This window comes from Neorhizobium petrolearium (assembly GCF_029854435.1).
GTDB lineage: Bacteria > Pseudomonadota > Alphaproteobacteria > Rhizobiales > Rhizobiaceae > Neorhizobium > Neorhizobium petrolearium.
This window is the reverse complement of the sequence record NZ_CP123000.1, coordinates 3,217,676-3,238,695: the sequence shown is the minus strand read 5'-3', so window position 1 is coordinate 3,238,695 and position 21,020 is coordinate 3,217,676. Positions and strand designations below refer to the sequence as shown.

The window sequence follows — 21,020 nt, the reverse complement described above, 5'->3', positions numbered from 1 at the left end:
TGCGGGGAGAGGGTCGGGGTGAGGGGCGAAAGGAGCCAGCCACGTTTACTTCTTGAGCGCCATTCCGACGCCCTTGCAGACGAACTTGGTCGAATAGGCCTTCTTGTAGTCGAGGTCGGCCGGTTCGACACCGATCGCCACCATCGAGTCGAAGAACTTCTTGTAACGCTCGTCGGTGATACAGCCGATGCCCTTTTCCATGGCGGCGCCGGATTCGACGATGCCGTATTCCTTCATCTTGGCGATCGAATAGGCGATCTGGCCATCCGTCATTTCCGGATTGTCCTTCTTGATCAGATCGTTGGCCGCCTTGTTGTCGCCGTAGAGGTAGTTGTACCAGCCCTCGATCGAGGCATCGACGAAGCGTTGCACCATGTCGGGCTTCTTGTCGATCATCTGCTGCGTGGTGGTGATCATGGTCGAATAGGAGCCGTAGCCGGCATCGGCGATCAGGAAGACCTTCGGCGCCCAGCCGGCCTGTTTTTCGATCTCATAGGGCTCGGACGTCAGATAGCCCTGCTGCGCGGACTTCTTGTCGGCGATGAAAGGGGCGGGGTTGAAGGTATAGGGCTTGTACTGGTCGTCGCGGAAACCCTGGAAGTTCTTCTTCATCCACTCGAAATAGGTGACGTAGCCCTCCTTGCCCATGAAGATCGTGTCCATCTTGGCAAGGTCTTCGAATTTCTCGACGCCGGCATCCGGATGGGCAAGCAGAACCTGCGGGTCCTTCTGAAAGATCGAGGCGACGCTGATGAGCGGGATGCCCTGCTTGACGGCATCCATATCGCCAAGCGGTCCGCCCATATAGAAATCGACCTTGCCGGCAATCAGAAGCGCACGATTGGCGGCGTTCGGGCCACCCTGGACGATGGTCACCTTCAGTCCATGCTTCTCATAGGTGCCATCGGCGACGGCTTGGTAGAAGCCGCCGTGCTCGGCCTGGGCGAGCCAGTTGGTGCCGTACGAGACTTCATCGAGAGCACTCGCAGGCGTTACTGCAAGTGTCGCCGCGAAGAGGCCGGCAGCGGCCAGAATACCCTTTATTGTCAGTATATTGGACATGTCGCTTCGTTCCCCTGTTAAGCCTTTCGGCATCGTGAGAGCATTCCATTCACAGCATTTGTACGGTTGCGTTGCTCTTTGAAAAGCATCAAAATTCGTCCACATTGATGCCTTTCAGGCATCGGTCGAGTTTTGATCTGCCAAATTGTGCGGCATGATCAAAAAAGAAGCAATGAGGGCCGGAGATAAAATGCTGCACTCGCGAAAACTTCTTTATATCGACGAGATCGCCCGCTGCGGCTCGATCCGCAAGGCGGCGGCCCGGCTGAACGTCGCTTCCTCGGCGGTCAATCGGCAGATCCTTGCGCTCGAAGAGGAATTGGGCGCGCCGATCTTCGAGCGGATGCCGCGCGGGCTGAAGCTGACCGCGGCCGGCGAGCTTTGCATCGAACATATCCGCGAGGTGCTGAAGACCTACGAGCGGATGGAGACACGCATCCGAGGGTTGAAGATGCCGCAAGCCGGCAAGGTGACTTTGGTCTCGACCGTCGGGCTTGCGGCCGGACCGCTGCCGGAAATCATAGCCCAATTTGTCGCGCAGCACCCACGCGTGCGTATCCATTTGAGGAACGACGGACCTTCCAACACTCTCCAGCCGGTAATTTCAGGGGAAGTGGATTTCGGCCTCGGTTTCAACATCCCGGCGACGCCCGGCATCCGGACGCTCGCCAATTTCGATATACCGATCGGTGCCGTGATGCCTCCGGGGCACCGGCTGGCCGGCGAGGAGGGGCCTGTCGATCTCGCTGAGGTCGTACAGGAACCGCTGGTACTCGCCCAGCCGGGCACCAGCTTGCGCAACGTCATCAATCTGGCGCTCTCGCCGCTGTCCACACCGGTCGAGCCGGTGGTCGAGACCAATGCATCGGAAATGCTGAAGAAGCTTGTCAAGGCCGGTACGGGGTTGACGCTGCTCAACCCGCTCGATGTATTGCCGGAATGTCGGCGCGGCGAACTCGTCTTCCGGCCGCTTGCCAATCCGCACGCGCGCCACCAGCCGATGAAGCTTTTTGCCCGCTCGCGCGCCACGCTCGACACGGCCACGAGCCTGTTCGTGGAATTCCTGCTGTCGGAGCTTATCGCGATCGTGAGCGAGCTGGAGGCCAAGGGGCATGTGCCGATGCAGGCAGTTGCGCGGGATGCTCAGCGCGAATAGAGGTTGTCGAGCGAATAGGCCTCGAAATCACGCAGCATTTCAATGAAACCCGCCACCTGGTAGCGGCAGATGAGGGCGCCCTTTTCGGCCGTCCCCTTCGAAGCATCACCCACGACACCATTGGGGTTCAGGTCATGCGCAAGCCAGGCGAGCGCGTGCGGTGGGGTGGGTTGTATGTATTTCGACTGCGTCTTCATCCATTCCGCCTTGGAGATGAAGTTCTCCGCCTTCTCCATTCTCACCAGATCGGGACGGAAATGGAGCATCAGCGACGTTTCCACCTCACCGCCATGGATGCCGAATTTCTGTTCGTGCTCGCTGATCAGGCCCTCCGGATGGCCGAAGCGGCCCCATTGCGTACCGATCACAGCCATCTGATGACGAACGCGCAGCTCGCGGCCGACGATGCTCATGATGTCGACATTGCCGCCATGCGAATTGACGATGACGAGCTTTCTCACGCCTGTTTCCGCTACCTTGGCACCGATCGCGGTCCACATCGGGATGAGGATTTCCGGGCCGAGGGAAAGCGTGCCGGGGCCGTAGACGTGCTCGTTCGCCTTGCCGATCTCCTGGGTCGGCAGCACGAGGATGTCGAGATCCTCCGGCCGCTTGGCCTTCAGTTCGGCCAGCATGCCGTTGGCGATCACCACGTCGGTTGCGACCGGAAGGTGGGCCCCGTGCTGCTCCGTCGAAGCGATCGGCAATATGGCGATGGTCTTTTCGGGCGAAAGATCAGCGAAATCGAGCGTATTGAGTTCATTCCAGTAAAATGGCTTGCCCATGCTGTTCCTGCCTTTCATCCATGTTTGCGACAGGGTTAGGAGATCGAGTACGTCTCGAAAAGCATCAATTTCCGCCCGGCATGCTGCCTTTTTGCGTACGCATCGGACAATCGCCTGTCTCAAGGCGGGAAAAAAGCGGATTTCAATAAAATTGCATCTATCTGCTTAAGCGCCCTGAAAACCATCCCTGCGTATAGTTGTGCCATCAAGAGACAAGGCGGCCGGAGAGCCGTCCGATGGAAACAGGGTGCAGCGTTATGATCAAGAAGCTCATTATTTCCGCGGTCGTCCTGACGGCCCTCATCTACGGCAAGGAAGCCAATGCCGCCGGCGCCGGCGGTTTCGCCCGGTCGCTTTCGTCTATCATGGCGGCGCAGATCCATACGTCGGAAGTCCCGGCCATCGAGCGTCATGAGGATGCCGATGACGCCGTGCTGATCCTGACCTTCGCCAAGCGACGCGAACTGCTGCGGGTCAACTCGGCCGTCAACGGTACGATATCCGATCTGGACGACTGTTTCGACGATATCGCCGGCGGCCTCTCGCTCGATTTCGGCGTTAACGGTTGCCTGGATTGCGCCGACCTGAAGCGAGACCATCTGATCTCGCTCGGCTGGTCTGCCAAGGCGATGCGGATTGCCTATGCGGTGAGCGAGGAAGGTCGCGTCGAGCGTGTCCTGGTGCTGGCAACAGACCGCGGCGATGTGATCCTTGGCAATGACAGCCCGGTCATCGACATGTCGAGCCAGGCGCCGCGCCTGATTCGCGAGCGCGCGCCGGCCCTCACGCGGGCCTATTACGACATCTGATTCTTCAAGCGGTTCTTCCCGCTCCAACCCGCTTTCTCAGACGGAGGCGGGTTTTCCCCATTCGGCGATGGCGATGCCGCTGAGCGCCAGCGCCAGCGCGACGATATGGAAGATCTGCAGGTCCTCGCCGATGATAGCGACTGAGAGCAGCGTGCCGAAGACGGGCACGAGATTGATGAACAGACCCGCCCGGTTGGCGCCGATCTTTCCGACGCCGACGATGTAGAGGACCTGCGCGATGAGCGAGGCGAAAACGGCGGTATAAAGCGCAACGATCCAGCCCGTCGTATCCGGCCAGATCATCCGGCCGCTCGAATATTCCCAAGCCGCCAGCGGTATGCTGAAGAGCATCGCGACGAGGGCCGGCACAGCCATCAGAGTTCGCCAATTGACCATCGGCCGCCATCTGAGTGCGACCGTATAGATGGCATAACCGACGATCGCGATCATCATGATCGCATCGCCGATGTTCACGGTCAGCGTCCGGAGCGTTTCGAAATCCCCGTGGACGGCGGTAATGATGCCGCCGATGAATGTCAGCGTGAAGCCGAATACCTGTGCCAAGGAAACCTTCATCCGGAACAGGGCGAAATTCATCACGAAGATCAACATCGGGATGAGCACCTGCTCGACGGTCACGTTGATCGCGGTCGTGTAATTGACGGCCGTGTAGAGCGCGGCGTTGAAGACGACGTAACCCATGACGCCGAGGAAGATGAGAATCGGCAGGTTCTTCCTGACGACCGGCCAGTCCTTCCTGAGCTGCGGCGCAGAGATCGCGAAGATGATGACGGTGGCGATGAGCCAGCGCCAGAAGGTCAGCATCATCGGGCTCACATGGCCGACAGCGAGTTTGCCTGCCACCGCGTTGCCGCCCCAGCACAGGGTTGCTATGACGAGGGCAAGATAGGCTTTTTTATGCAAAACACGTCTCCGGCGCCGGCGGGATCGCGGCGATTTGAAGGGGCGAGGCGGGAAATAGCGCGGGCCTCGCGCTTTTGTCACGTAAAAACCACGGCGGAGTCACAAACAGGTCGCTTTCCTCCGGCCAAGGCATTATAGATGCGCCCGTTTGCAATGCCTGGACGGTTTGCCGTAACAAGCAGTGCAGGAAATCGAAGTGGCGTATCGACCGTTCGTCAATCAATATTGACTTATGGACGATGCGCGTATGGTTGCGTGGGCTTTGCCCAGATCATAGGAAGCAAAGAATGACGAATGTAGTCGTGGTGGGTTCGCAATGGGGCGACGAAGGCAAGGGCAAGATTGTCGATTGGCTTTCCGAGCGCGCCGATATCGTCGTGCGCTTCCAGGGCGGTCATAACGCCGGCCATACGCTCGTCATCGATGGTGTCAGCTACAAGCTTTCCCTCCTGCCGTCCGGCATCGTGCGGGGCAAGCTCAGCGTCATCGGCAACGGCGTCGTGGTCGATCCCCATCACTTCGTGGCCGAGATAGAGAAGCTGCGCGGTGAGGGCGTGGCGGTGACGCCCGAGGTGCTGCGCATTGCCGACAATGCGACGCTGATTCTGTCTTTGCACCGCGAACTCGACGCCATGCGCGAGGATGCCGCTTCCAACAGCGGTACCAAAATCGGCACGACCCGTCGCGGCATCGGCCCGGCCTATGAGGACAAGGTCGGCCGCCGCGCCATCCGCGTCATGGACCTTGCGGACATGGAAACGCTGCCGGGCAAGGTCGATCGCATCCTCACCCACCACAACGCGCTTCGTCGTGGCCTCGGCGAAAAGGAAGTTTCTCACGCCGCGATCATGGAAGAACTGACCTCAGTCGCCGAACGCGTGCTCCCATACCGCGAGACGGTCTGGGAACTGCTTGACAGGGAACGCCGCAAGGGCGCGCGCATCCTTTTCGAAGGTGCGCAGGGCTCGCTGCTCGACATCGACCACGGCACATACCCCTTCGTCACGTCCTCCAATACGGTGGCCGGCCAGGCGGCTGCCGGTTCGGGCATGGGACCGGGTTCGCTCGGCTATATCCTCGGAATCACCAAGGCCTATACGACCCGGGTGGGCGAAGGCCCGTTCCCGACCGAACTCAAGGACGAAATCGGCCAGTTCCTGGGCGAACGGGGACATGAATTCGGTACTGTGACGGGCCGCAAGCGCCGTTGCGGCTGGTTCGATGCGGCTCTCGTGCGCCAGTCGGTCGCCACCAATGGAATCACCGGTATTGCGCTGACCAAACTCGACGTGCTCGACGGTCTCGACGAGCTGAAGATCTGCGTCGGCTACAAGCTGGATGGCGTCGAAATCGACCATCTTCCGGCCAGCCAAGGTGCCCAGGCGCGCGCCGAGCCTATCTACGTCACGCTGGAAGGCTGGAAGGAATCGACGGTCGGTGCCCGCAAATGGGCCGATTTGCCGGCCCAGGCGATCAAATATGTTCGCCAGGTGGAGGAACTGATCGGTGCTCCGGTCGCGCTCCTGTCCACCAGTCCGGAGCGGGAGGACACCATACTTGTGACCGACCCATTTGAAGATTAAAGTCAAATATTGGTTACCATTCGGCCGGCTTTCGGTCCGGCGATCATGAGAAAGTGCTGATGGCTGATTTTGTTGCGGTGATCCGCCGCGCCGTTGACGGACTGGCGAACAATACGCCGGAGATGCGTGCGAAGGTGTATGATAAGGCTCGTGGTGCCGTTCAGCGGCAGCTCGAGAACATGAAGCCGCGCCCGCCGGAAGACATGCTGCTTCGGCAGATGGAGAAGCTCGAAGCCGCGATCACGGAAGTCGAGAGCGAACATACCGAAGCGCTTGAACCTGTCGACGATGCTGCTGCCGCGCCGCCGGTCACGGAAGAGGCGCCAGTCGAACAATACGGCGAAGAGCCGGGGACCGAAAGGGCCGCAGGGGAACCGGCGGAAGAGCTCGAAGAGCAGGCCAGTCAGCCGGTCGCCGAACATTACGAGGAAGAGCAGCCGGCAGAGGCTTCAGAGCAAGCGCCCGAAGCCTACCAGGCCCAGCCCGAGCCGGTTGAGGTCGAGCCGGCACCAGTTCAACAGGACGAGAGCCTTGAGGAGCCGTCGCCGGCCGGCATTCAGGCGGAGCGTGCAACCGAGGATGCGCCTGTCGGGGAGCCGCCTGCTTTTGGTGAAGAGGAGGCCGTCGCTTCCGCATCCGCCGAAGAAGAGCCGGCAGTCCCGAAATACGGCGATTGGCGTGATGACATACCGCCGGAAGAGCCCGTCTCGGCGCCTCCGGCCTACGACCATTCGGAGCCGGAGCAGCCGGAGCCCGTTCAGGCCTCGGGTACTGAGACGCCCGGGTCCGTCGTGGGGCAGCCGGAGCCGGTCGAGGATTGGGGCTGGCAGGAGACGTCGGCTCCTGCCCCGAGCCACGGGGCCCATGTCGCTGCCGTTTGGAACGACGTGCCGGAACTCGTTCCGACCGGCCCCGTCGAGCCGATCGACCGGGGGGTAACGGCTGAAGCGGTCGATGCGCATTTCCATCCGCAAACCCATGCTGCTGCGGATACGGTTCGGATGCCTTCGGTTTCCGATCTTCCGGATATTCCACCGCCGCGATCGGAAACAGGCTCGACGGCAAGTGCCGATCCCTTTGCCGACTATCTTGATCAGAAGCCCAAGACGGATGTGAAATCAGCCGAAAGTGATCCTTGGGGCGATCTTGAGGAACTCATCGGCTACAACAAGGACGCATCCTCTTCGACCGCCTCGCCGCAGAGCGCGCTGCATACGGAAGCCGATGCGGATGACCTCATGCCTGCGCCGGCCCGGCCCTACCGGGTCACGCCCGTCCGCAAGCGCAATTACGCCGGCATCATTCTCGCCATCATCGGATTGGCTCTGGTCGGCGCCGGTGGCTATGCGATCTGGCTCAATCGTGATTCGCTGAACGACATGGTCGATGGCTTGATCCAGTCCAGCTTGCCGGGCAGCCAGACGGCAGAGCAGACGCCGACACCGGCGCCTGCCAATCCCACACCAAGCGGGACACCTGCAACGCCGGCACCGGCTCCGCAGAACAACGCGGAGAATCCGTCGGCTCCTACGACGCCGGCGCCGGCAGACGGCTCTTCTGCCGGGACGAAATTCACGCAGCGCCTTATGCCGGATGGCAGCGAGTTGGATGACGGGCCGGGCGATGTCGGCAGCCTGGCGCAGAACGCCGAAGGCCAGTCGGTGGCCCAGCTCAACTCGCCACCCGCAACGCCGGAGCCTGCCGCAACCCCACCGGCATCGAACGCTCCCGCGCCAGCCGGGTCTGCTCCCGCTGAATCCGCTCCGAATGCCGCTGCACCGTCTGCCAATGCGCCATCGGCAAATCCGGCGGACGTTCCGGCACTGTCGGGCGAGAAGATATTCCTCTACGAGGAGCGAATCGGCCAGACGGCACCGACGGCAATCGACGGCGCGGTCTCGTGGTCGCTGCAGCGCGAAGCCGGGGCGAACGGCCAGCAGGAGCCGGTCATTCAGGGACGCGTTACGGTGCCGGGAAGGGGACTTAGCGCGCTTGTTACCTTGAAGCGCAACACGGATTCGTCCCTGCCGGCGAGCCACCTGATCGAAATCGTCTTTGCCGTACCGCCTGACTTCGAAGGCGGCGCGATCGACAGCGTGCAGCGCATTGCCATGAAGCAGACCGAACAGGACCGCGGCAACGCCCTGATAGCGGTGCCGGCCAAGATCACCGACGACTTCCATATGATCGCGCTCAACGATTTCCCCGATGCGCGCGCGACCAATCTGGAGCTCCTGCGCAGCCGCAACTGGATGGACATTCCGGTCGCCTATCGCAATGGACGTCGGGCCCTGTTCACCCTTCAGAAAGGGCAGGAGGGCGAGCGCGTCTTCAACGAAGCGATCAACGAATGGAACGCGCTGGGCACGGCGACGAGCGGACAATAATTCTGCCGACAGCCAATGAATATCAGGAAGGCCCGGCGGTTGTGACGCCGGGCCTTCCTATTTCAAAATCGAAAATTTCCAGCGCAGGATGCTGAAAAGCCTGGGCAGGCTACAACCTTGTTTGGTACCGGTGTTCGCAAGGTTTCTTCGAGCCGACCTATTAAAAAAGAAAAGGGCCGCCGAAGCAGCCCCTTTTGCACGTTCGCTTTATATGGATCAGGCGTCGACGACGCGGAGCGCATTTGCCTGGGCAAGCGCTTCCTTTTGTACGGCTTCCTGCACTTTTTCGAAGGCACGAACCTCGATCTGGCGCACGCGTTCGCGGCTGATGTCGAACTCCGCCGAAAGCTCTTCCAGCGTCACCGGTTCCTCGGAGAGGCGGCGGGCTTCGAAGATGCGGCGTTCGCGGTCGTTCAGGACGCCCATGGCCTTTGCCAGCATCCGGCGGCGTGTATCGAGTTCGTCCTGCTCGATCAGCACGTCCTCCTGGCTGTCATGCTCGTCCACCAGCCAATCCTGCCATTGGCCGGATTCGCCCTCCGTGGCGCGGATCGGCGCGTTCAGCGACGCGTCACCCGAAAGGCGGCGGTTCATCGAAACCACTTCCTCTTCGGAGACTTTGAGCTTGGTGGCGATTTCCTTGACCTGGTCCGGCTTCAGATCGCCCTCATCGATCGCCTGGATCCGGCCCTTCAGCCGGCGCAGGTTGAAGAAGAGGCGCTTCTGGTTGGCGGTGGTGCCCATCTTCACGAGCGACCAGGAGCGCAGGATATATTCCTGGATCGAGGCCTTGATCCACCACATGGCATAGGTCGCAAGCCGGAAGCCGCGATCCGGATCGAACTTCTTGACGGCCTGCATGAGACCGACATTGCCCTCGGATACGACTTCGCCGATCGGCAGACCATAACCGCGATAGCCCATGGCAATCTTCGCAACGAGACGCAGGTGGCTCGTCACCAGCTTGTGGGCCGCATTACGGTCGCCATGTTCGGCATAGCGCTTCGCAAGCATGTATTCCTGCTGGGGTTCCAGCATGGGGAACTTGCGGATTTCATCGAGATAACGGTTGAGGCCGGCTTCGCCGGCGGTAATGGAAGGCAAAGTATTACGGGCCATAAAGCACCCCTTTCCGATCGTTGTCGGCTCCCTCTCAAGATTTAGCGATGCAAGCTGAAGGCGAACCGAATGGCGCGGGTCATTTCCGACCCCGCACCAACCCAGCTAACAAATAAGTGCGGCAGAACCGTGATTCAAGTGATCACGGAAGCGTTATATCATTACATGTTGGTAATGATTCCGCTGTCCGTTCTCACCGGTAAACGCGCTCCGAAAAGACGCTCATACCTGACCGTACCATCAATTCATACAGGATTCTCCGGCCCAGCGGATTGTGCAATCTTGCTACTTTTGAACCCAGGAACTGCGTTTCCAAGTGTTCGAACGCGAGCAGGTCGGGAGCTTTTTTGATCACGTTACAATAGAACTCATAAAACTGGCTGCGACAGACATAGGTTCTGTACTTCGTCATGCAGAAGGCTGAAAATGTACCCTCCCGCTGCCGCAGGAAATCCGCCAGCCCCACTGTCACCTCCGGCCAGGCTGGATTGAACGTGTCATCGAAGGCGATGATCCCATGGTCGGCAAGACTGTCGGCTGCAAGTCTGCTGTCGGCGGTGACATGATGGAGCATGTGGCCGCCATCGATGCTGAAGAAACGAGCGTACCCGATCTTCCCGACAATCTCGTCCGCCTGAACGCGCGCGCTGTCCCTCCTGATGACCAGGTCTTCATCGATGGGCAGACCGAGACGCCGGCCATTGTCGATGAAGCGGCTGTATTGCGTCTCCGCTCCGCCCGGCGCCTGCTCGATGTCGAAGAGATCGATCGCCAGTATCCTGCCTCTCTTCCCGCTTATCCTCCTGAAGAGAAAGTAGGTGCGTCCGTAATAGACGCCGATTTCCGCAATGCCTCCGTTCAGCCCCCTTTCCGTCTGTGCCTTCAAAAGGGACAGAAAGACCAGCGCGTCGGGAGGATCGATATATCCCTCGACCGTCTGCAGATCGCGAAAGATGAACTTTCGGATGGTCGAATTCATCCCTTTGGCGCCTTTTCCTCCCAATATCCGCCGATCGGTGGAAATAAAACGCTCTATGTTGAAGTTTATTCCTAATTTTTCGCGTTGATTCGTTGTATTTCCAAATAACATGATAGCAATATAAAAAATAAAATGAAAGTGTGTCTGTGTTTCATCTGGATAGGCGAAGTCGATGCCAGCAAAGACAGGCTGATAGCCACCCCTTTTTCTTCTCCATTTTGCCCCATCTCAGCGGCAATTCCGTTCCAGCGCATGGGAGGCGCTGCGACGGTAACGACTGTATTCGCCGCTATGGGCCTGGCTGCGTGAGAGGCCGACATCCTTCAATTGGTCGTCGCTCAGTTCCAGCAACGCCAGGCGGTTGCGTCGCTGGCGCAGTTTCCTGCCGATCAGGTCGATCAGGCGTCCGACCATCGATCGCCTGGCTGGCGGTTCCGCCATAGCCTCCTCGTCGGCCGGGAAGGGGGCATCGACGGCCGGCGGCAGTTTTATGGCAAAGTCGCATTGTTCCGAGGCGCGGTCGAAGACCGCCCGGTTCTCATTCCTCATTGTTCGTCTCCTGAAAGGACGCTGGCTGATTGCAGCCGCGATCGGGAGGCGGGCGGTCGGTGCCCGCCTCCTTGCGTTATTTGTCGGCGGTCTGAACCGCCCGGGTCGCAGCTTCCGCTTCCCGGAGCGCCACCGCGCATTCCTCGCAGCAGACCTCGACCGTCCTGCCGCCGATTTTCACCGCGATCCGCGTCGCATCGAGCTCGCAGTCACAGGCCGCACAGGTATTCTCCTTCATGGCATTATCTCCCGGTATTGAGTTTACGGGATAAGAAAAACACCTGACGGGATTTTCCGCTGTCAGAATCTTTAGCGATTTTCGAAGGCTCCTTGTTCTTGCGCAATTCCGGACGGAAAACCGCGGCACACTTTCCCGGAATTGCTCTACCTCAGGCCAGCGAAGCGCTGGAATTCTGCCGGCGTACGGCCATAGGCCTGCCGGAAGGCGGAAGAGAAATGGCTATGGCTCGAAAAGCCGAGTTCGAGACCAAGCTGGGTCAGATCGTCGTAGCTGCCGAGCAGGTCCAGCGCACGGGCGAGCCTGAGGCGAAGCTGGTAGCGGTAGAGCGGCGTGCCTTCCACCTGCTGGAAGACTTGCGTGAGGTAGACGGGTGAGACGCCAGCCTCCCTGGCGATGTCGGCAAGTGTCCAGCGGCGCGCGAGATCGGAGGAAAGTGCAAGCTTTGCCCGGTCTACCAGCTTCTGGCGTCCGGCGCTGGCAGTTGCCGCGCGCGCCGTGCGTTCGCCGACTGCCCTGCGCACCAGCGTCATGGCGAGCGTCTCCCCCTCCAGCGTTTCGGCCGTGCCGCGCATCAGGCTATGGCGTAGCAGGGCAACGAGCGCCTGTGCACGGGCATCGATCCGAAGCCGCTGTTTGTTGAAGATGAAGCGCGAGCCCCTGGAGTTGCGATGCGCTTTCGGCACCAGTTCCTCCAGCATTGGTTCGGGTACATCCATACTGAGGCAGGAATCGCCGCCTTCGACCGGATGGCTGATCTGATAGGCCTGATCGCAGTTGAAGAAGAGCACCTGATTGGCTTCCGCCACCGTGTCATCGCGGCCGACATGGCGGATGAAGACGCCGCGATAGGGAAAGACGAGGCTGGTCGCATGTGAGCATTCCTCACCGCTCCGGTGACGGCAGTCGCCGTTGCACACGACATCGCGGACCTTGATCAAGTCCGTATCAAGAAGTTTCGTAACCGCAAACTGGCTCATCGGTGCCTCTGACTATCGCCGGCCAATATAGACTTTGCCGGGCGTTGCAACCACCCGAATCATGCCCTTCGGCTCAGTGCAGGCGACTTGATGCATCAGGGCGGATTTTCTTCCGTTTCATAATGGAAGAGGTCGTGCGAATCCCGCCACATCTTGCGCAGGGCGGCGCTTTGCCCCTGGAACCGTAGGTCAAGCGGTTCACATTCCTCGATACGGTCGTGGCGGAAGTGGCGAAAATCCTGGCGCAGTTCGCAGAACCCGGCCAGCAGGATGCCGTCGATATAATAGATGATGGCGAGGGGGCAGACGATGCGTTGCGTCAAGTTGCCGACACCGTCGCGATAACGGAGCTCAAGCTTGCGTTCCTCGCGGATGGCTCGGCGCAGCAGCCGCAAGTCGAATGCCGGATCCGGGATAGCATGCCACGAAGAAACGAAGAGATGCGTCTGAGCGGTTGACGGCTCGGAGGACGGCAGGACTTCGCTGATCTTCGCCATTGCGGTTGCGCCCGCTTCCTCGAGGCTATGGTCCCCCGTCCGTGCAATCAGCGACAGGCCGACGGTGATCGCCTCCATCTCCTCCGGTGTGAACATCAGGGGAGGGAGGTCGAAGCCGCGACGCATCACATAGCCGATACCCGCCGCGCCTTCGATCGGCACGCGCGTCGCCTGCAAGGTGGCGATGTCCCGGTAGACCGTGCGTTTCGTCACCTCCAGCCGGGCGGCTATCGCCTCTGCCGTCAGCGGCGAGCGGGAGGTGCGCAGCATCTGGATGATCTCGAACATGCGGCCCGATCGCGCCATTGCGGCACTCCTTCGAAATTCCGGCCAATTGAACATTGCTGACAGACTGTTGTCAGCACCGATCTGATAGTTCTCGCTCCGATTTAGCAGCTTCGGGCAGACCCATGAAATTTTCGCCATATATAACCGGTCTGATCGTCGTTCTCTTTTCCACCGTCGTCCTTAGCACGGCGGGTCTGATGACGCGGCTGGTCTCGCTGGACAGCGCGACGATCCTCGTCTGGCGCGGCATCGCCGGCGGTACAGCGTTGTTCCTCTTGCTTTTAATCATCGCGCCGCAGCGTGGCTTTCATGCGCTCCCTCGTCTGGGCCGACCCGGGCTGGCGATTTGCATCGCCTCTGGCGTCGGCATGATGCTGTTCATCACAGCGCTGCAGGAGACAAGTGTCGCGCATGTCTCGATCATTTTCGCGACATGTCCCTTCGTATCCGCGGGCCTTGGCTTTGCCTTGCTGGGCGAGCGGCCGGGGCGAAGTGCGCTGGTGGCGAGCCTTGCCGCGATGGCCGGGGTGATCGTCATGGTCGGGGCGGGGGAGGCCGGCGGCCTCCTCGGCGATCTTCTGGCCTTCGGAATGACGGTTTGCGTGGCGCTGATGACGGTGCTGATGCGGCGCTACCCGGATCAGCCGGTTCTTATCACGGCGGGGCTTGCCGCTCTCCTCAGCGCCCTTCTCTCCCTGCCGTTTTCGGCACCCCTTGCCGCCTCGCTGCAGGATATCGCGATCGTCTCGCTTTTCGGCATCCTTGGTTTTGCGCTCGGCATCGGTCTTCTCCTATACGGCGCCCGGCTGCTGCCGCCGGTCGAGACGGCATTGATCGGCGCGCTCGATGCGCCGCTCGCGCCCTTCTGGGTCTGGCTCTTCCTTGGAGAGAGGCTGGAGGAGGCGACGCTGCTTGGCGGAAGCGTGGTGATGGCAGCGGTTCTTCTCCACGTGCTTTTTGACCTGCGGCGGCGGGAGGCGATGCCCGGGGCGACCTAGCGGAGGGCGTCGATCAACTCTTCCATATCTTCCGGCATGGGGGCTTCGAATTCCATCACCTCGCCCGTGCGCGGGTGTTCGAAAACCAGCAGATAGGCATGCAGCGCCTGTCGCGGAAAGCGGTTGACGACGCTCTTCGCCGGTTCCGGCAAAAGATTGGCTTTCGTCCTGAAGCCCGCCGAATAATCCGGATCGCCGATCAATGGATTGCCGATATGGGCCATGTGGACGCGAATCTGGTGCGTGCGGCCGGTTTCCAGCCGGCATTCGATCAGCGAGGCAAGCGTGGTGGCATCCGGCTTCTCGTGGAAGCGCTCGATCACCTCGTAATGAGTGACGGCTTCGCGCGCATCCTCACTGTCCTCGCGCTTCACGGCACGCTTGGTGCGGTCGGCGCCGGAGCGGCCGAGCGGTGCGTCGATCGTGCCCCGGAGCTGTTTGGGCCGACCCCAGACGACTGCCTGGTAGGCGCGCTCCAGCGGCCCCGACCGGCCATGATCGGCGAACTGTTCGGCAAGATGTCGGTGGGCGATGTCGTTCTTGGCGACGACCATGACACCGCTCGTATCCTTGTCGAGGCGGTGGACGATGCCGGGGCGCCTGACGCCACCGATGCCGGAAAGGCTCGTTCCGCAATGGTGGATCAGCGCGTTGACCAGCGTACCGGTCCAGTTGCCGGCGCCGGGATGGACGACGAGGCCGGCGGGCTTGGCAATGACGATCAGGTCGTCGTCCTCGTAGAGCACGTCGAGCGGGATGTTCTCGCCCTTGGGTTCCGGATCTTCCGGCTCCGGAAGCTCGATTTCCACCTTGTCGCCGACTGCGATCTTCTTCTTCGGCTCGGTGGCCGGCTTGCCGTTCAGGAGGACCGCGCCCTGCTCGATCAGGCTCTTGATGCGGCTCCGCGAAAATTCGCCCTCCAGCGCGGACGTCAGCCAGGCATCCAGCCGCCCTTCGGCCTCCTCTCCGGCGGTGAGGACTTTCCTCTGGCGCTCTATCTCGTTAAAGGGATCGTTCATTCAATCATTCCGATAGCAATCCAGACAAGGACGCCCCCATGCCCCAACCCGATGTCGAGGAACAGGAAGAGCCGCTTGATCCGGCGATGGAGAGAATCCGCCGGAAGATGGTGCTCCTGCAGCTCGTTTCGGGCGGGATCTTGTTCGTCTGCTTTATGGCTGTCCTCGCGGCGGTTGTCTACAAGGTCTCGCAGCGACCCGATGCGCCGGTGCAGTCCGCCTCGACGGGCAGCTTCTCAGTGCCGGCCGGACAACCGCTTGCTTCAACCGCCGAACTGCCAGCCGGCTTTTCGGTCCAGTCGGTATCCCTCTCCGGCAGCCAGATCCTGTTTTATGGTCTGCTTGACGGCGACCGGAAGGCCTTCGTCTTTGATCTTGCCGCCGGCCGCATCGTCGCCGACGTGACGGTGGCGATCCCGCAATAATGGAACCGATCCGCATCCATGATGCAGATGACTCGCGGATCGCCGAATTCCGGTCGATCCGCGAGCGCGACCTGACGGGGCGGGAAGGGCGATTCATCGCCGAGGGCACGGTGGTGCTGAGAATGCTCGGCGCTGCGCACCGGGCGGGCGGGGATTTTTGCGCAGAGAAAATCCTGCTGCTTGAAAACCGTGTGGCCGGGCTTACCGATATCCTTGCCGATTTTCCGGAGGATGTGCCGGTTTATGTCGCCTCCGGTGCCGTGCTCGATCGGATCGCCGGCTTCCACCTCCATCGCGGCGTGCTGGCGCTCGGACGGCGCAAGCCGGAGAGGGCCGTCACCGAACTGATTGCCGACCTACCGCAAAAGGCACTGGTGGTTGCCGCGTTCGGCATTTCCAACCATGACAACATCGGCTCGATCTTCCGTAATGCCGCCGCCTTCGGCGCGGATGCCGTGTTGCTCGACCAGAGCTGTTGTGACCCGCTTTACCGTAAGGCACTGCGAGTCTCGGTGGGCGCAGTGCTGTCGCTGCCCTATGCGAAAAGCGGAACGGCATCCGAAATTCTCACGGTGCTGACAGAGAAAGACTTTGCCATATGGGGTCTTTCGCCGAGAGGTGGCGTGGAAATCCGTAACGTGCCGGCCTCCGATCGCATGGCGCTGATCACCGGTACGGAGGGCGAGGGGCTGCCGCAGGACGTCCTGTCGCGCATCCAGACGGCACGGATCGCCCAGGCGCCCGGACTCGACAGCCTGAACGCGGCGACCGCGACGGGAATTGCGCTTTACGAAATCGCCATGGCGCAGCGCCGGCTTTAGGTGTCGATAAGGATGGGAGACCATCCTCGAAGGAGGCGTGTCAGGTCGTGCCTTCCTGGATGGCAGCGAGCGCTCGCTTAGATTTGGCGGCCAGGCTCTCCCGCTTCCCACTTCCCGGCTTTCCGGACAGGATCTTATGAATCGGGGAAGAGGGACCTTCAACGGCGGCCGTCAGCGCAACCATATTCGCGGCGATCGAGGCGAGTTCCTGGCGGATCGCTTCATCGTTGCCGCCGGCGTCCTTCTGCAGGCGCTCCGATAACGCGGTGGCGCGATTGCGGGTCTCCTCCGCTATTTCCGCGATCTGCGTATTGTCGCCGGCTTCTTCGGAAATCCGGGCTTGCCGCGGTGTTGACGTATGGGGCAGGTTGCGCACGGTGACGTCCTCCGGGGCTATCTTCTTTCTCGGCGCCGCCGCCTTCATGCCCGGTCGTGCGGTTGTCGAATCGCGAAGGGCGCGGCTTGCCTCCCGAGCCTCGGCGTTGGCCGCCTTGAGCTTTTCCCTGAGCCGGCCAATCTCGGCCAAGCGGCGCTCCAGCGCATGTTCCTTATCAGCACGGTCGGCGATTTCTCGTGCCAGCTTGTCTTCGAGCCTCTGGACCCGGTGTTCTTCCTGGGCCAGCCGGGTTTCGGCGTCCTTTGCACGGGCGGTCTGGAGCCGCAAGTCGTTGCGCAGCGTGTCGCGTTCATCGCGGAGCGCCGTGATGCGGAATTTCAGGTTCTCCACTTCTGTGTCGCGTGTGGAAAGGTCGATGCGGAAATTGTCGGCTTCGGTCATCAGCCGAAATTGGCGTTGCTGCAGGTTCTCGATTTCCCGATCCTTGGCAGCGGCGGCTTCCTCTGCAGCTTCAACCGCGGCCTTCAACTGCCAGATATGGCTATCTTCCTGACGCAGTCGCGAGCGCGCCTCGGCCGCCTCGACGTCCATGTTCTCGACCTGCGAACGCAGATCGGCAGCCTCGCTTTGCAGGCGCTTGGCTTCTTCGATGAGGGTATCGTTCCTGAGTTGCAGCGCTAGGGTCTTCTCCCGCTCCTGCACCAGCTCCTGCTTGGTACGGGCATTCTCGGCCGCATAGGCGGCGCGCGCCATGTCTCGCTGGGCGCGCACTTCCTGCGGACTGATCGGCAGCGTCGCCCTGATGCGGTTTTCCGTATAACGCACGATGCGCCCGTGGATTGCCGGCGCGACCAGCATGGCGATAAGAGCGGCGCTCAGGAACCCCAAGCCGAACAGAAGAACAAATTCGATCACGACAATGCCGTTTCGCGAGCTGGATGGTACTGCGCGCTTTGTTTAAGCACGAGCACATGCGGCCGGCAAGCGCCGATAAAGGGGCCGCTCGGCTGATTGCCTTGATGACGTTCATGGAAAATCCCTCCGGGGACCGGAGGGGCAATGCTCATTCTCAGAACGGGTTCCAGGTCGGCGCGCGGGTGAGCTTCAGATATCCGACATTGATGCCGAGGCGGGCGCCGATGCCGGTGCGGATCGGCACCAGAATCACGTTGTTGTTCCGCAGCACGGTCATGCCGACACCGGCAACCACGAAAGCCGAGCCGGAAACTCCGCCGAAGCGCGCATAAAGAGCGTCAACGGAAGGAAGGTCATAGACCAGCATCATGGCGCGCGTGCCCTGTCCGCCGTAATCGATGCCGAGCGACGGCCCCTGCCAGAAGACCGGATGTTGACCGGCATTCTTGGTGTAGAGTTCGCCTTCGCCGTAGGTGAGGCCGGCGATGAAGGCACCCGAACCCTCTTGCCCAAGAATGTATCCGTTCGGCAGGCCGTATTTCTGGAAGGCATTCTCAACGACCTTCGCCAGCCCGCCGCTGGCGGAGCCGAAGAAACCGTGACCGGCGTCGACGATCTCCTGAGCCGAATACTGATTGGAGCCCTGCTGGGCAGAGACGGGGCCGGCGTAGAATAGCGCGGCTGCAATCACGGCAAACACCATCGAGGCGAACCGGGCGAGGGCTGTAGATGTGCGGATGCGCATTGTCAGATCCATTATTGTATCGTCCAGAGCCTGCCTCATGCATCATGCTTAAGGCTTGGCTATTTTGCGGCGATGGTCTTAACAATCGGTTTACCAAATATGGTGTCATTATGGCCTAAGAACATTGCACCATCTCTGCGCAATCTTGACGTGGCAGAAGGAGATCGGGCAATTCGCACAATCAGGAGACCTGCATGCCGAAGAATCCGAATCTCACCCTTAGTGGGCCAGATCTTGCGGCACTTCTGTGTAGCCGCGTGTGCCATGACGTGATCTCTCCGGTCGGCGCGATCAACAACGGTCTCGAACTGCTTGACGAGGGTGCGGCCGACGCCGACGCGCTCGATCTTATCCGCACATCGGCTCTCAACGCTTCAGTGCGTCTCAGATTCGCACGTCTTGCCTTCGGAGCTTCCGGCTCTGTCGGTGCTTCGATCGATACGGGCGAGGCCGAAAAGGCCGCAAAGGATTATGCCGCGGCCGAAAAGAAGACCGAGGTTACCTGGAGCGGTCCGCGCGCGATTATCGCCAAGAACCGCGTCAAGCTGCTTCTCAACCTCTTCCTGGTCGCCTATGCGGGTATTCCGCGCGGCGGTTCGGTCGATGTCACGCTGGAGAATCCGGAATACGACGCGAGATTCACCATAACGGTGAAGGGCCGGATGATGCGCGTGCCGGCGAAATTTGTCGAGATCGCCACCGGCACCCTGGAAGAGCCGATCGATGCTCATTCGATCCAGCCCTATTACACGGTGCTGCTTGCGGAAGAATGCGGCATGGATCTGAAATATGTGGTCTCGGAAGACAAGATCGCCTTCATCGCCGAAGCTGTGGCTGCCTGAGACGATTCGGCACGGGTTGCGCCTTTAGGTAACCATTCATTAGTGTCGTACCCCTAATGATAGATATCTGGCCCTGAAGGGGCGGATTAGCATCAAGGGGAGCAAGATGCAGCGTTTGATGATTGCCGATGAGTCGGACATCGTCCGCAAGGTCGGCAAACGCATTCTTTCCGAATTGGGCTTTCTCGTCGCCGAGGCCGGCAGCATGCGCGAAGCCATCACGGGCTGCCATGCGGAACTCCCCAACTTCCTGATCGTCGATGCAGCGCTCGAAGGCGCGCTCGATCTCATTGCTGCCGTTCGCGCCATGCCGAACGGCAAGAGCGTGCGCATCTTCTACTGCGTCATCGAGGCGGATCTGAGAAAGATGATGGTCGGCAAACGTGCCGGCGCCGACGATTTCCTGCTGAAACCCTTCGATCGCAAGATCCTGACCTCTGTCTTTTCGGGTCTGGCGCAGGCGGCGTAACTGCCAGGACCGATCCGACCTGGCCGATTGGCTGCGGTTTCGTTTCCCTCCTTTGCGCGGTCAAAACAAAACGCCCGCCAGAAGGGCCTGGCGGGCGTTTCGAAATAGGATATTTTTTCGGGAGATCAGGCGATTTCGGCGTAGTCGTTGCCATCCGGCTCGCGCAGCACATAGCCGCGGCCCCAGACGGTTTCGATGTAATTGGCGCCGCCCGCTGCGTTGGCGAGCTTCTTGCGCAGCTTGCAGATGAAGACGTCAATGATCTTCAATTCCGGCTCGTCCATGCCGCCATAGAGATGGTTGAGGAACATTTCCTTGGTGAGCGTGGTGCCCTTGCGGAGCGAAAGCAGCTCCAGCATCTGGTACTCCTTGCCCGTCAGGTGGACACGCTGGCCGCCGACTTCGACGGTCTTGGCGTCAAGGTTCACGATCAGCTCGCCGGTGATGATGATCGACTGGGCATGACCCTTCGAGCGGCGGACGATCGCGTGAATGCGGGCGACCAGTTCGTCCTTGTGGAACGGCTTGGTCATGTAGTCGTCGGCGCCGAAACCCAGGCCGCGGACCTTGTCTTCGATGCCAGCCATGCCGGACAGGATGAGGATCGGGGTCTTGACCTTGGACAGCCGCAGGGTGCGGAGCACTTCGTAGCCCGACATGTCGGGGAGGTTCAGGTCGAGGAGAATGATGTCGTAGTCATAGAGCTTGCCGAGATCGACGCCCTCTTCACCGAGGTCGGTGGTATATACATTGAAGCTTTCCGATTTCAGCATCAGCTCGATGCTCTGGGCAGTCGCGCTGTCATCTTCGATGAGTAGAACCCGCATATTTTTCCCCTTTACCGCCGCGTAAGGTACCTTTTCGCCCCCTTACTCGTTACGGATCCAGACTGAGCCTGATTTGGAAGCTGCCACCAAATGGTTAACAAATTATGATTCCCTCTGGCAAGGTACATCAATTCGTTAAGTAAAATTAGTAGCCGCCTGATTTTCTTAGGGATTGGCCATCACCAAGATTGAATCGACGGATGAGGAAATTCCGCCAAGTGATTCATTCGACTCGCACATTGTCGAAGCCAATTTAGGCCTTGGTA

At 60.5% G+C, this 21,020-nt stretch carries 22 protein-coding genes; 9 read left to right on the top strand and 13 right to left on the bottom strand.

Annotated features, from left to right (window positions below):
• Nucleotides 1-45 precede the first annotated feature (45 nt).
• Nucleotides 46-1,062, bottom strand: a complete 1,017-nt coding sequence (locus tag QEO92_RS16030) for an ABC transporter substrate-binding protein (RefSeq protein WP_227703682.1) — start codon at nt 1,060-1,062, stop codon at nt 46-48.
• A 190-nt stretch (nt 1,063-1,252) separates the two neighbouring features.
• Here QEO92_RS16030 and QEO92_RS16025 point away from each other — a divergent pair, with 190 nt between their 5' ends.
• A complete protein-coding gene (locus tag QEO92_RS16025; RefSeq protein ID WP_227703681.1) occupies nt 1,253-2,218 on the top strand; it encodes a LysR family transcriptional regulator in 966 nt (321 codons plus the stop codon).
• Here the strand turns inward: QEO92_RS16025 and QEO92_RS16020 are convergent.
• On the bottom strand, nt 2,206-3,003 hold the full coding sequence (locus QEO92_RS16020; RefSeq protein WP_227703680.1) for a creatininase family protein: 798 nt from the start codon (nt 3,001-3,003) through the stop codon (nt 2,206-2,208). The two genes, QEO92_RS16025 and QEO92_RS16020, sit on opposite strands and share 13 nt — an antisense overlap.
• Nucleotides 3,004-3,260: 257 nt before the next feature.
• Between QEO92_RS16020 and QEO92_RS16015 the strand changes: the two genes are divergently transcribed.
• Nucleotides 3,261-3,812, top strand: coding sequence for a transglutaminase-like cysteine peptidase (locus tag QEO92_RS16015; RefSeq protein WP_227703679.1), 552 nt, complete (start codon nt 3,261-3,263; stop codon nt 3,810-3,812).
• 36 nt (nt 3,813-3,848) lie between these two features.
• Here the strand turns inward: QEO92_RS16015 and QEO92_RS16010 are convergent, their stop codons facing one another.
• Nucleotides 3,849-4,736, bottom strand: coding sequence for a DMT family transporter (locus tag QEO92_RS16010; protein WP_227703678.1), 888 nt, complete (start codon nt 4,734-4,736; stop codon nt 3,849-3,851).
• Nucleotides 4,737-5,023: 287 nt separating this feature from the next.
• Between QEO92_RS16010 and QEO92_RS16005 the strand changes: the two genes are divergently transcribed.
• Both QEO92_RS16005 and QEO92_RS16000 read left to right on the top strand, forming a co-directional pair.
• Nucleotides 5,024-6,319, top strand: coding sequence for an adenylosuccinate synthase (locus tag QEO92_RS16005; protein ID WP_227703677.1), 1,296 nt, complete (start codon nt 5,024-5,026; stop codon nt 6,317-6,319).
• Nucleotides 6,320-6,378: 59 nt separating this feature from the next.
• The gene (locus tag QEO92_RS16000) at nt 6,379-8,706 is read left to right on the top strand and encodes a hypothetical protein (protein WP_227703676.1); all 2,328 of its coding nucleotides are present in this window, start codon (nt 6,379-6,381) and stop codon (nt 8,704-8,706) included.
• Between the two features lie 216 nt (nt 8,707-8,922).
• Here the strand turns inward: QEO92_RS16000 and rpoH are convergent, their stop codons facing one another.
• The 6 genes from rpoH to QEO92_RS15970 all read right to left on the bottom strand — a co-directional run bounded on the left by rpoH (nt 8,923) and on the right by QEO92_RS15970 (nt 13,374).
• Entirely contained in the window at nt 8,923-9,825 is a 903-nt protein-coding gene (rpoH, locus tag QEO92_RS15995) for an RNA polymerase sigma factor RpoH (protein WP_037149163.1), read from the bottom strand.
• Between the two features lie 193 nt (nt 9,826-10,018).
• Nucleotides 10,019-10,804: a class I SAM-dependent methyltransferase gene (locus QEO92_RS15990; RefSeq protein ID WP_227705186.1), complete on the bottom strand. Its 786-nt coding sequence runs from the start codon at nt 10,802-10,804 to the stop codon at nt 10,019-10,021.
• A gap of 228 nt (nt 10,805-11,032) precedes the next feature.
• Nucleotides 11,033-11,245: a DUF1127 domain-containing protein gene (locus QEO92_RS15985; RefSeq protein WP_052182811.1), complete on the bottom strand. Its 213-nt coding sequence runs from the start codon at nt 11,243-11,245 to the stop codon at nt 11,033-11,035.
• Between the two features lie 184 nt (nt 11,246-11,429).
• Nucleotides 11,430-11,591 carry a hypothetical protein gene (locus QEO92_RS15980; protein WP_200883934.1) on the bottom strand — a complete coding sequence of 54 codons (162 nt, stop codon included), beginning with the start codon at nt 11,589-11,591 and terminating at the stop codon, nt 11,430-11,432.
• A gap of 146 nt (nt 11,592-11,737) precedes the next feature.
• Nucleotides 11,738-12,571 (bottom strand): helix-turn-helix domain-containing protein, encoded by an 834-nt coding sequence (locus QEO92_RS15975; RefSeq protein WP_037149171.1) that lies wholly within the window; start codon nt 12,569-12,571, stop codon nt 11,738-11,740.
• Between the two features lie 95 nt (nt 12,572-12,666).
• Complete coding sequence (locus QEO92_RS15970) at nt 12,667-13,374, bottom strand: helix-turn-helix transcriptional regulator (RefSeq protein WP_227703675.1); 708 nt, start codon at nt 13,372-13,374, stop codon at nt 12,667-12,669.
• A 104-nt stretch (nt 13,375-13,478) separates the two neighbouring features.
• Between QEO92_RS15970 and QEO92_RS15965 the strand changes: the two genes are divergently transcribed.
• A complete protein-coding gene (locus QEO92_RS15965) occupies nt 13,479-14,354 on the top strand; it encodes a DMT family transporter (RefSeq protein ID WP_227703674.1) in 876 nt (291 codons plus the stop codon).
• Here QEO92_RS15965 and QEO92_RS15960 read toward each other — a convergent pair.
• Entirely contained in the window at nt 14,351-15,373 is a 1,023-nt protein-coding gene (locus tag QEO92_RS15960) for an RluA family pseudouridine synthase (protein ID WP_227703673.1), read from the bottom strand. The two genes, QEO92_RS15965 and QEO92_RS15960, sit on opposite strands and share 4 nt — an antisense overlap.
• A gap of 38 nt (nt 15,374-15,411) precedes the next feature.
• Here QEO92_RS15960 and QEO92_RS15955 point away from each other — a divergent pair, with 38 nt between their 5' ends.
• On the top strand, nt 15,412-15,798 hold the full coding sequence (locus QEO92_RS15955) for a hypothetical protein (RefSeq protein WP_227703672.1): 387 nt from the start codon (nt 15,412-15,414) through the stop codon (nt 15,796-15,798).
• Complete coding sequence (locus QEO92_RS15950) at nt 15,798-16,619, top strand: TrmH family RNA methyltransferase (RefSeq protein ID WP_227703671.1); 822 nt, start codon at nt 15,798-15,800, stop codon at nt 16,617-16,619. Before QEO92_RS15955 ends, QEO92_RS15950 begins: the two co-directional genes overlap by 1 nt.
• A gap of 40 nt (nt 16,620-16,659) precedes the next feature.
• Here the strand turns inward: QEO92_RS15950 and QEO92_RS15945 are convergent, their stop codons facing one another.
• On the bottom strand, nt 16,660-17,871 hold the full coding sequence (locus tag QEO92_RS15945) for a coiled-coil domain-containing protein (protein WP_227703670.1): 1,212 nt from the start codon (nt 17,869-17,871) through the stop codon (nt 16,660-16,662).
• A gap of 154 nt (nt 17,872-18,025) precedes the next feature.
• The gene (locus QEO92_RS15940; protein ID WP_407722101.1) at nt 18,026-18,574 is read right to left on the bottom strand and encodes a DUF1134 domain-containing protein; all 549 of its coding nucleotides are present in this window, start codon (nt 18,572-18,574) and stop codon (nt 18,026-18,028) included.
• Between the two features lie 236 nt (nt 18,575-18,810).
• Here QEO92_RS15940 and chpT point away from each other — a divergent pair, with 236 nt between their 5' ends.
• Together chpT and QEO92_RS15930 are read left to right on the top strand one after the other, a co-directional pair.
• Nucleotides 18,811-19,458, top strand: coding sequence for a histidine phosphotransferase ChpT (chpT, locus tag QEO92_RS15935; RefSeq protein ID WP_227703669.1), 648 nt, complete (start codon nt 18,811-18,813; stop codon nt 19,456-19,458).
• A gap of 106 nt (nt 19,459-19,564) precedes the next feature.
• A complete protein-coding gene (locus QEO92_RS15930) occupies nt 19,565-19,927 on the top strand; it encodes a response regulator (protein WP_037149191.1) in 363 nt (120 codons plus the stop codon).
• Between the two features lie 125 nt (nt 19,928-20,052).
• Here the strand turns inward: QEO92_RS15930 and ctrA are convergent, their stop codons facing one another.
• The gene (gene ctrA / locus QEO92_RS15925; protein ID WP_037149192.1) at nt 20,053-20,754 is read right to left on the bottom strand and encodes a response regulator transcription factor CtrA; all 702 of its coding nucleotides are present in this window, start codon (nt 20,752-20,754) and stop codon (nt 20,053-20,055) included.
• Nucleotides 20,755-21,020: the final 266 nt, after the last annotated feature.

Bases quoted from the DNA above. Each gene is read 5' to 3' on its own strand.
- QEO92_RS16030 (WP_227703682.1), bottom strand. From the start codon at position 1,062: ATGTCCAATATACTGACAATAAAGGGTATTCTGGCCGCTGCCGGCCTC.
- QEO92_RS16025 (WP_227703681.1), top strand. From the start codon at position 1,253: ATGCTGCACTCGCGAAAACTTCTTTATATCGACGAGATCGCCCGCTGC.
- QEO92_RS16020 (WP_227703680.1), bottom strand. From the start codon at position 3,003: ATGGGCAAGCCATTTTACTGGAATGAACTCAATACGCTCGATTTCGCT.
- QEO92_RS16015 (WP_227703679.1), top strand. From the start codon at position 3,261: ATGATCAAGAAGCTCATTATTTCCGCGGTCGTCCTGACGGCCCTCATC.
- QEO92_RS16005 (WP_227703677.1), top strand. From the start codon at position 5,024: ATGACGAATGTAGTCGTGGTGGGTTCGCAATGGGGCGACGAAGGCAAG.
- QEO92_RS16000 (WP_227703676.1), top strand. From the start codon at position 6,379: ATGGCTGATTTTGTTGCGGTGATCCGCCGCGCCGTTGACGGACTGGCG.
- rpoH (WP_037149163.1), bottom strand. From the start codon at position 9,825: ATGGCCCGTAATACTTTGCCTTCCATTACCGCCGGCGAAGCCGGCCTC.
- QEO92_RS15990 (WP_227705186.1), bottom strand. From the start codon at position 10,804: ATGAATTCGACCATCCGAAAGTTCATCTTTCGCGATCTGCAGACGGTC.
- QEO92_RS15985 (WP_052182811.1), bottom strand. From the start codon at position 11,245: ATGGCGGAACCGCCAGCCAGGCGATCGATGGTCGGACGCCTGATCGAC.
- QEO92_RS15980 (WP_200883934.1), bottom strand. From the start codon at position 11,591: ATGAAGGAGAATACCTGTGCGGCCTGTGACTGCGAGCTCGATGCGACG.
- QEO92_RS15975 (WP_037149171.1), bottom strand. From the start codon at position 12,571: ATGAGCCAGTTTGCGGTTACGAAACTTCTTGATACGGACTTGATCAAG.
- QEO92_RS15970 (WP_227703675.1), bottom strand. From the start codon at position 13,374: ATGGCGCGATCGGGCCGCATGTTCGAGATCATCCAGATGCTGCGCACC.
- QEO92_RS15965 (WP_227703674.1), top strand. From the start codon at position 13,479: ATGAAATTTTCGCCATATATAACCGGTCTGATCGTCGTTCTCTTTTCC.
- QEO92_RS15960 (WP_227703673.1), bottom strand. From the start codon at position 15,373: ATGAACGATCCCTTTAACGAGATAGAGCGCCAGAGGAAAGTCCTCACC.
- QEO92_RS15955 (WP_227703672.1), top strand. From the start codon at position 15,412: ATGCCCCAACCCGATGTCGAGGAACAGGAAGAGCCGCTTGATCCGGCG.
- QEO92_RS15950 (WP_227703671.1), top strand. From the start codon at position 15,798: ATGGAACCGATCCGCATCCATGATGCAGATGACTCGCGGATCGCCGAA.
- QEO92_RS15940 (WP_407722101.1), bottom strand. From the start codon at position 18,574: ATGGTGTTTGCCGTGATTGCAGCCGCGCTATTCTACGCCGGCCCCGTC.
- chpT (WP_227703669.1), top strand. From the start codon at position 18,811: ATGCCGAAGAATCCGAATCTCACCCTTAGTGGGCCAGATCTTGCGGCA.
- QEO92_RS15930 (WP_037149191.1), top strand. From the start codon at position 19,565: ATGCAGCGTTTGATGATTGCCGATGAGTCGGACATCGTCCGCAAGGTC.
- ctrA (WP_037149192.1), bottom strand. From the start codon at position 20,754: ATGCGGGTTCTACTCATCGAAGATGACAGCGCGACTGCCCAGAGCATC.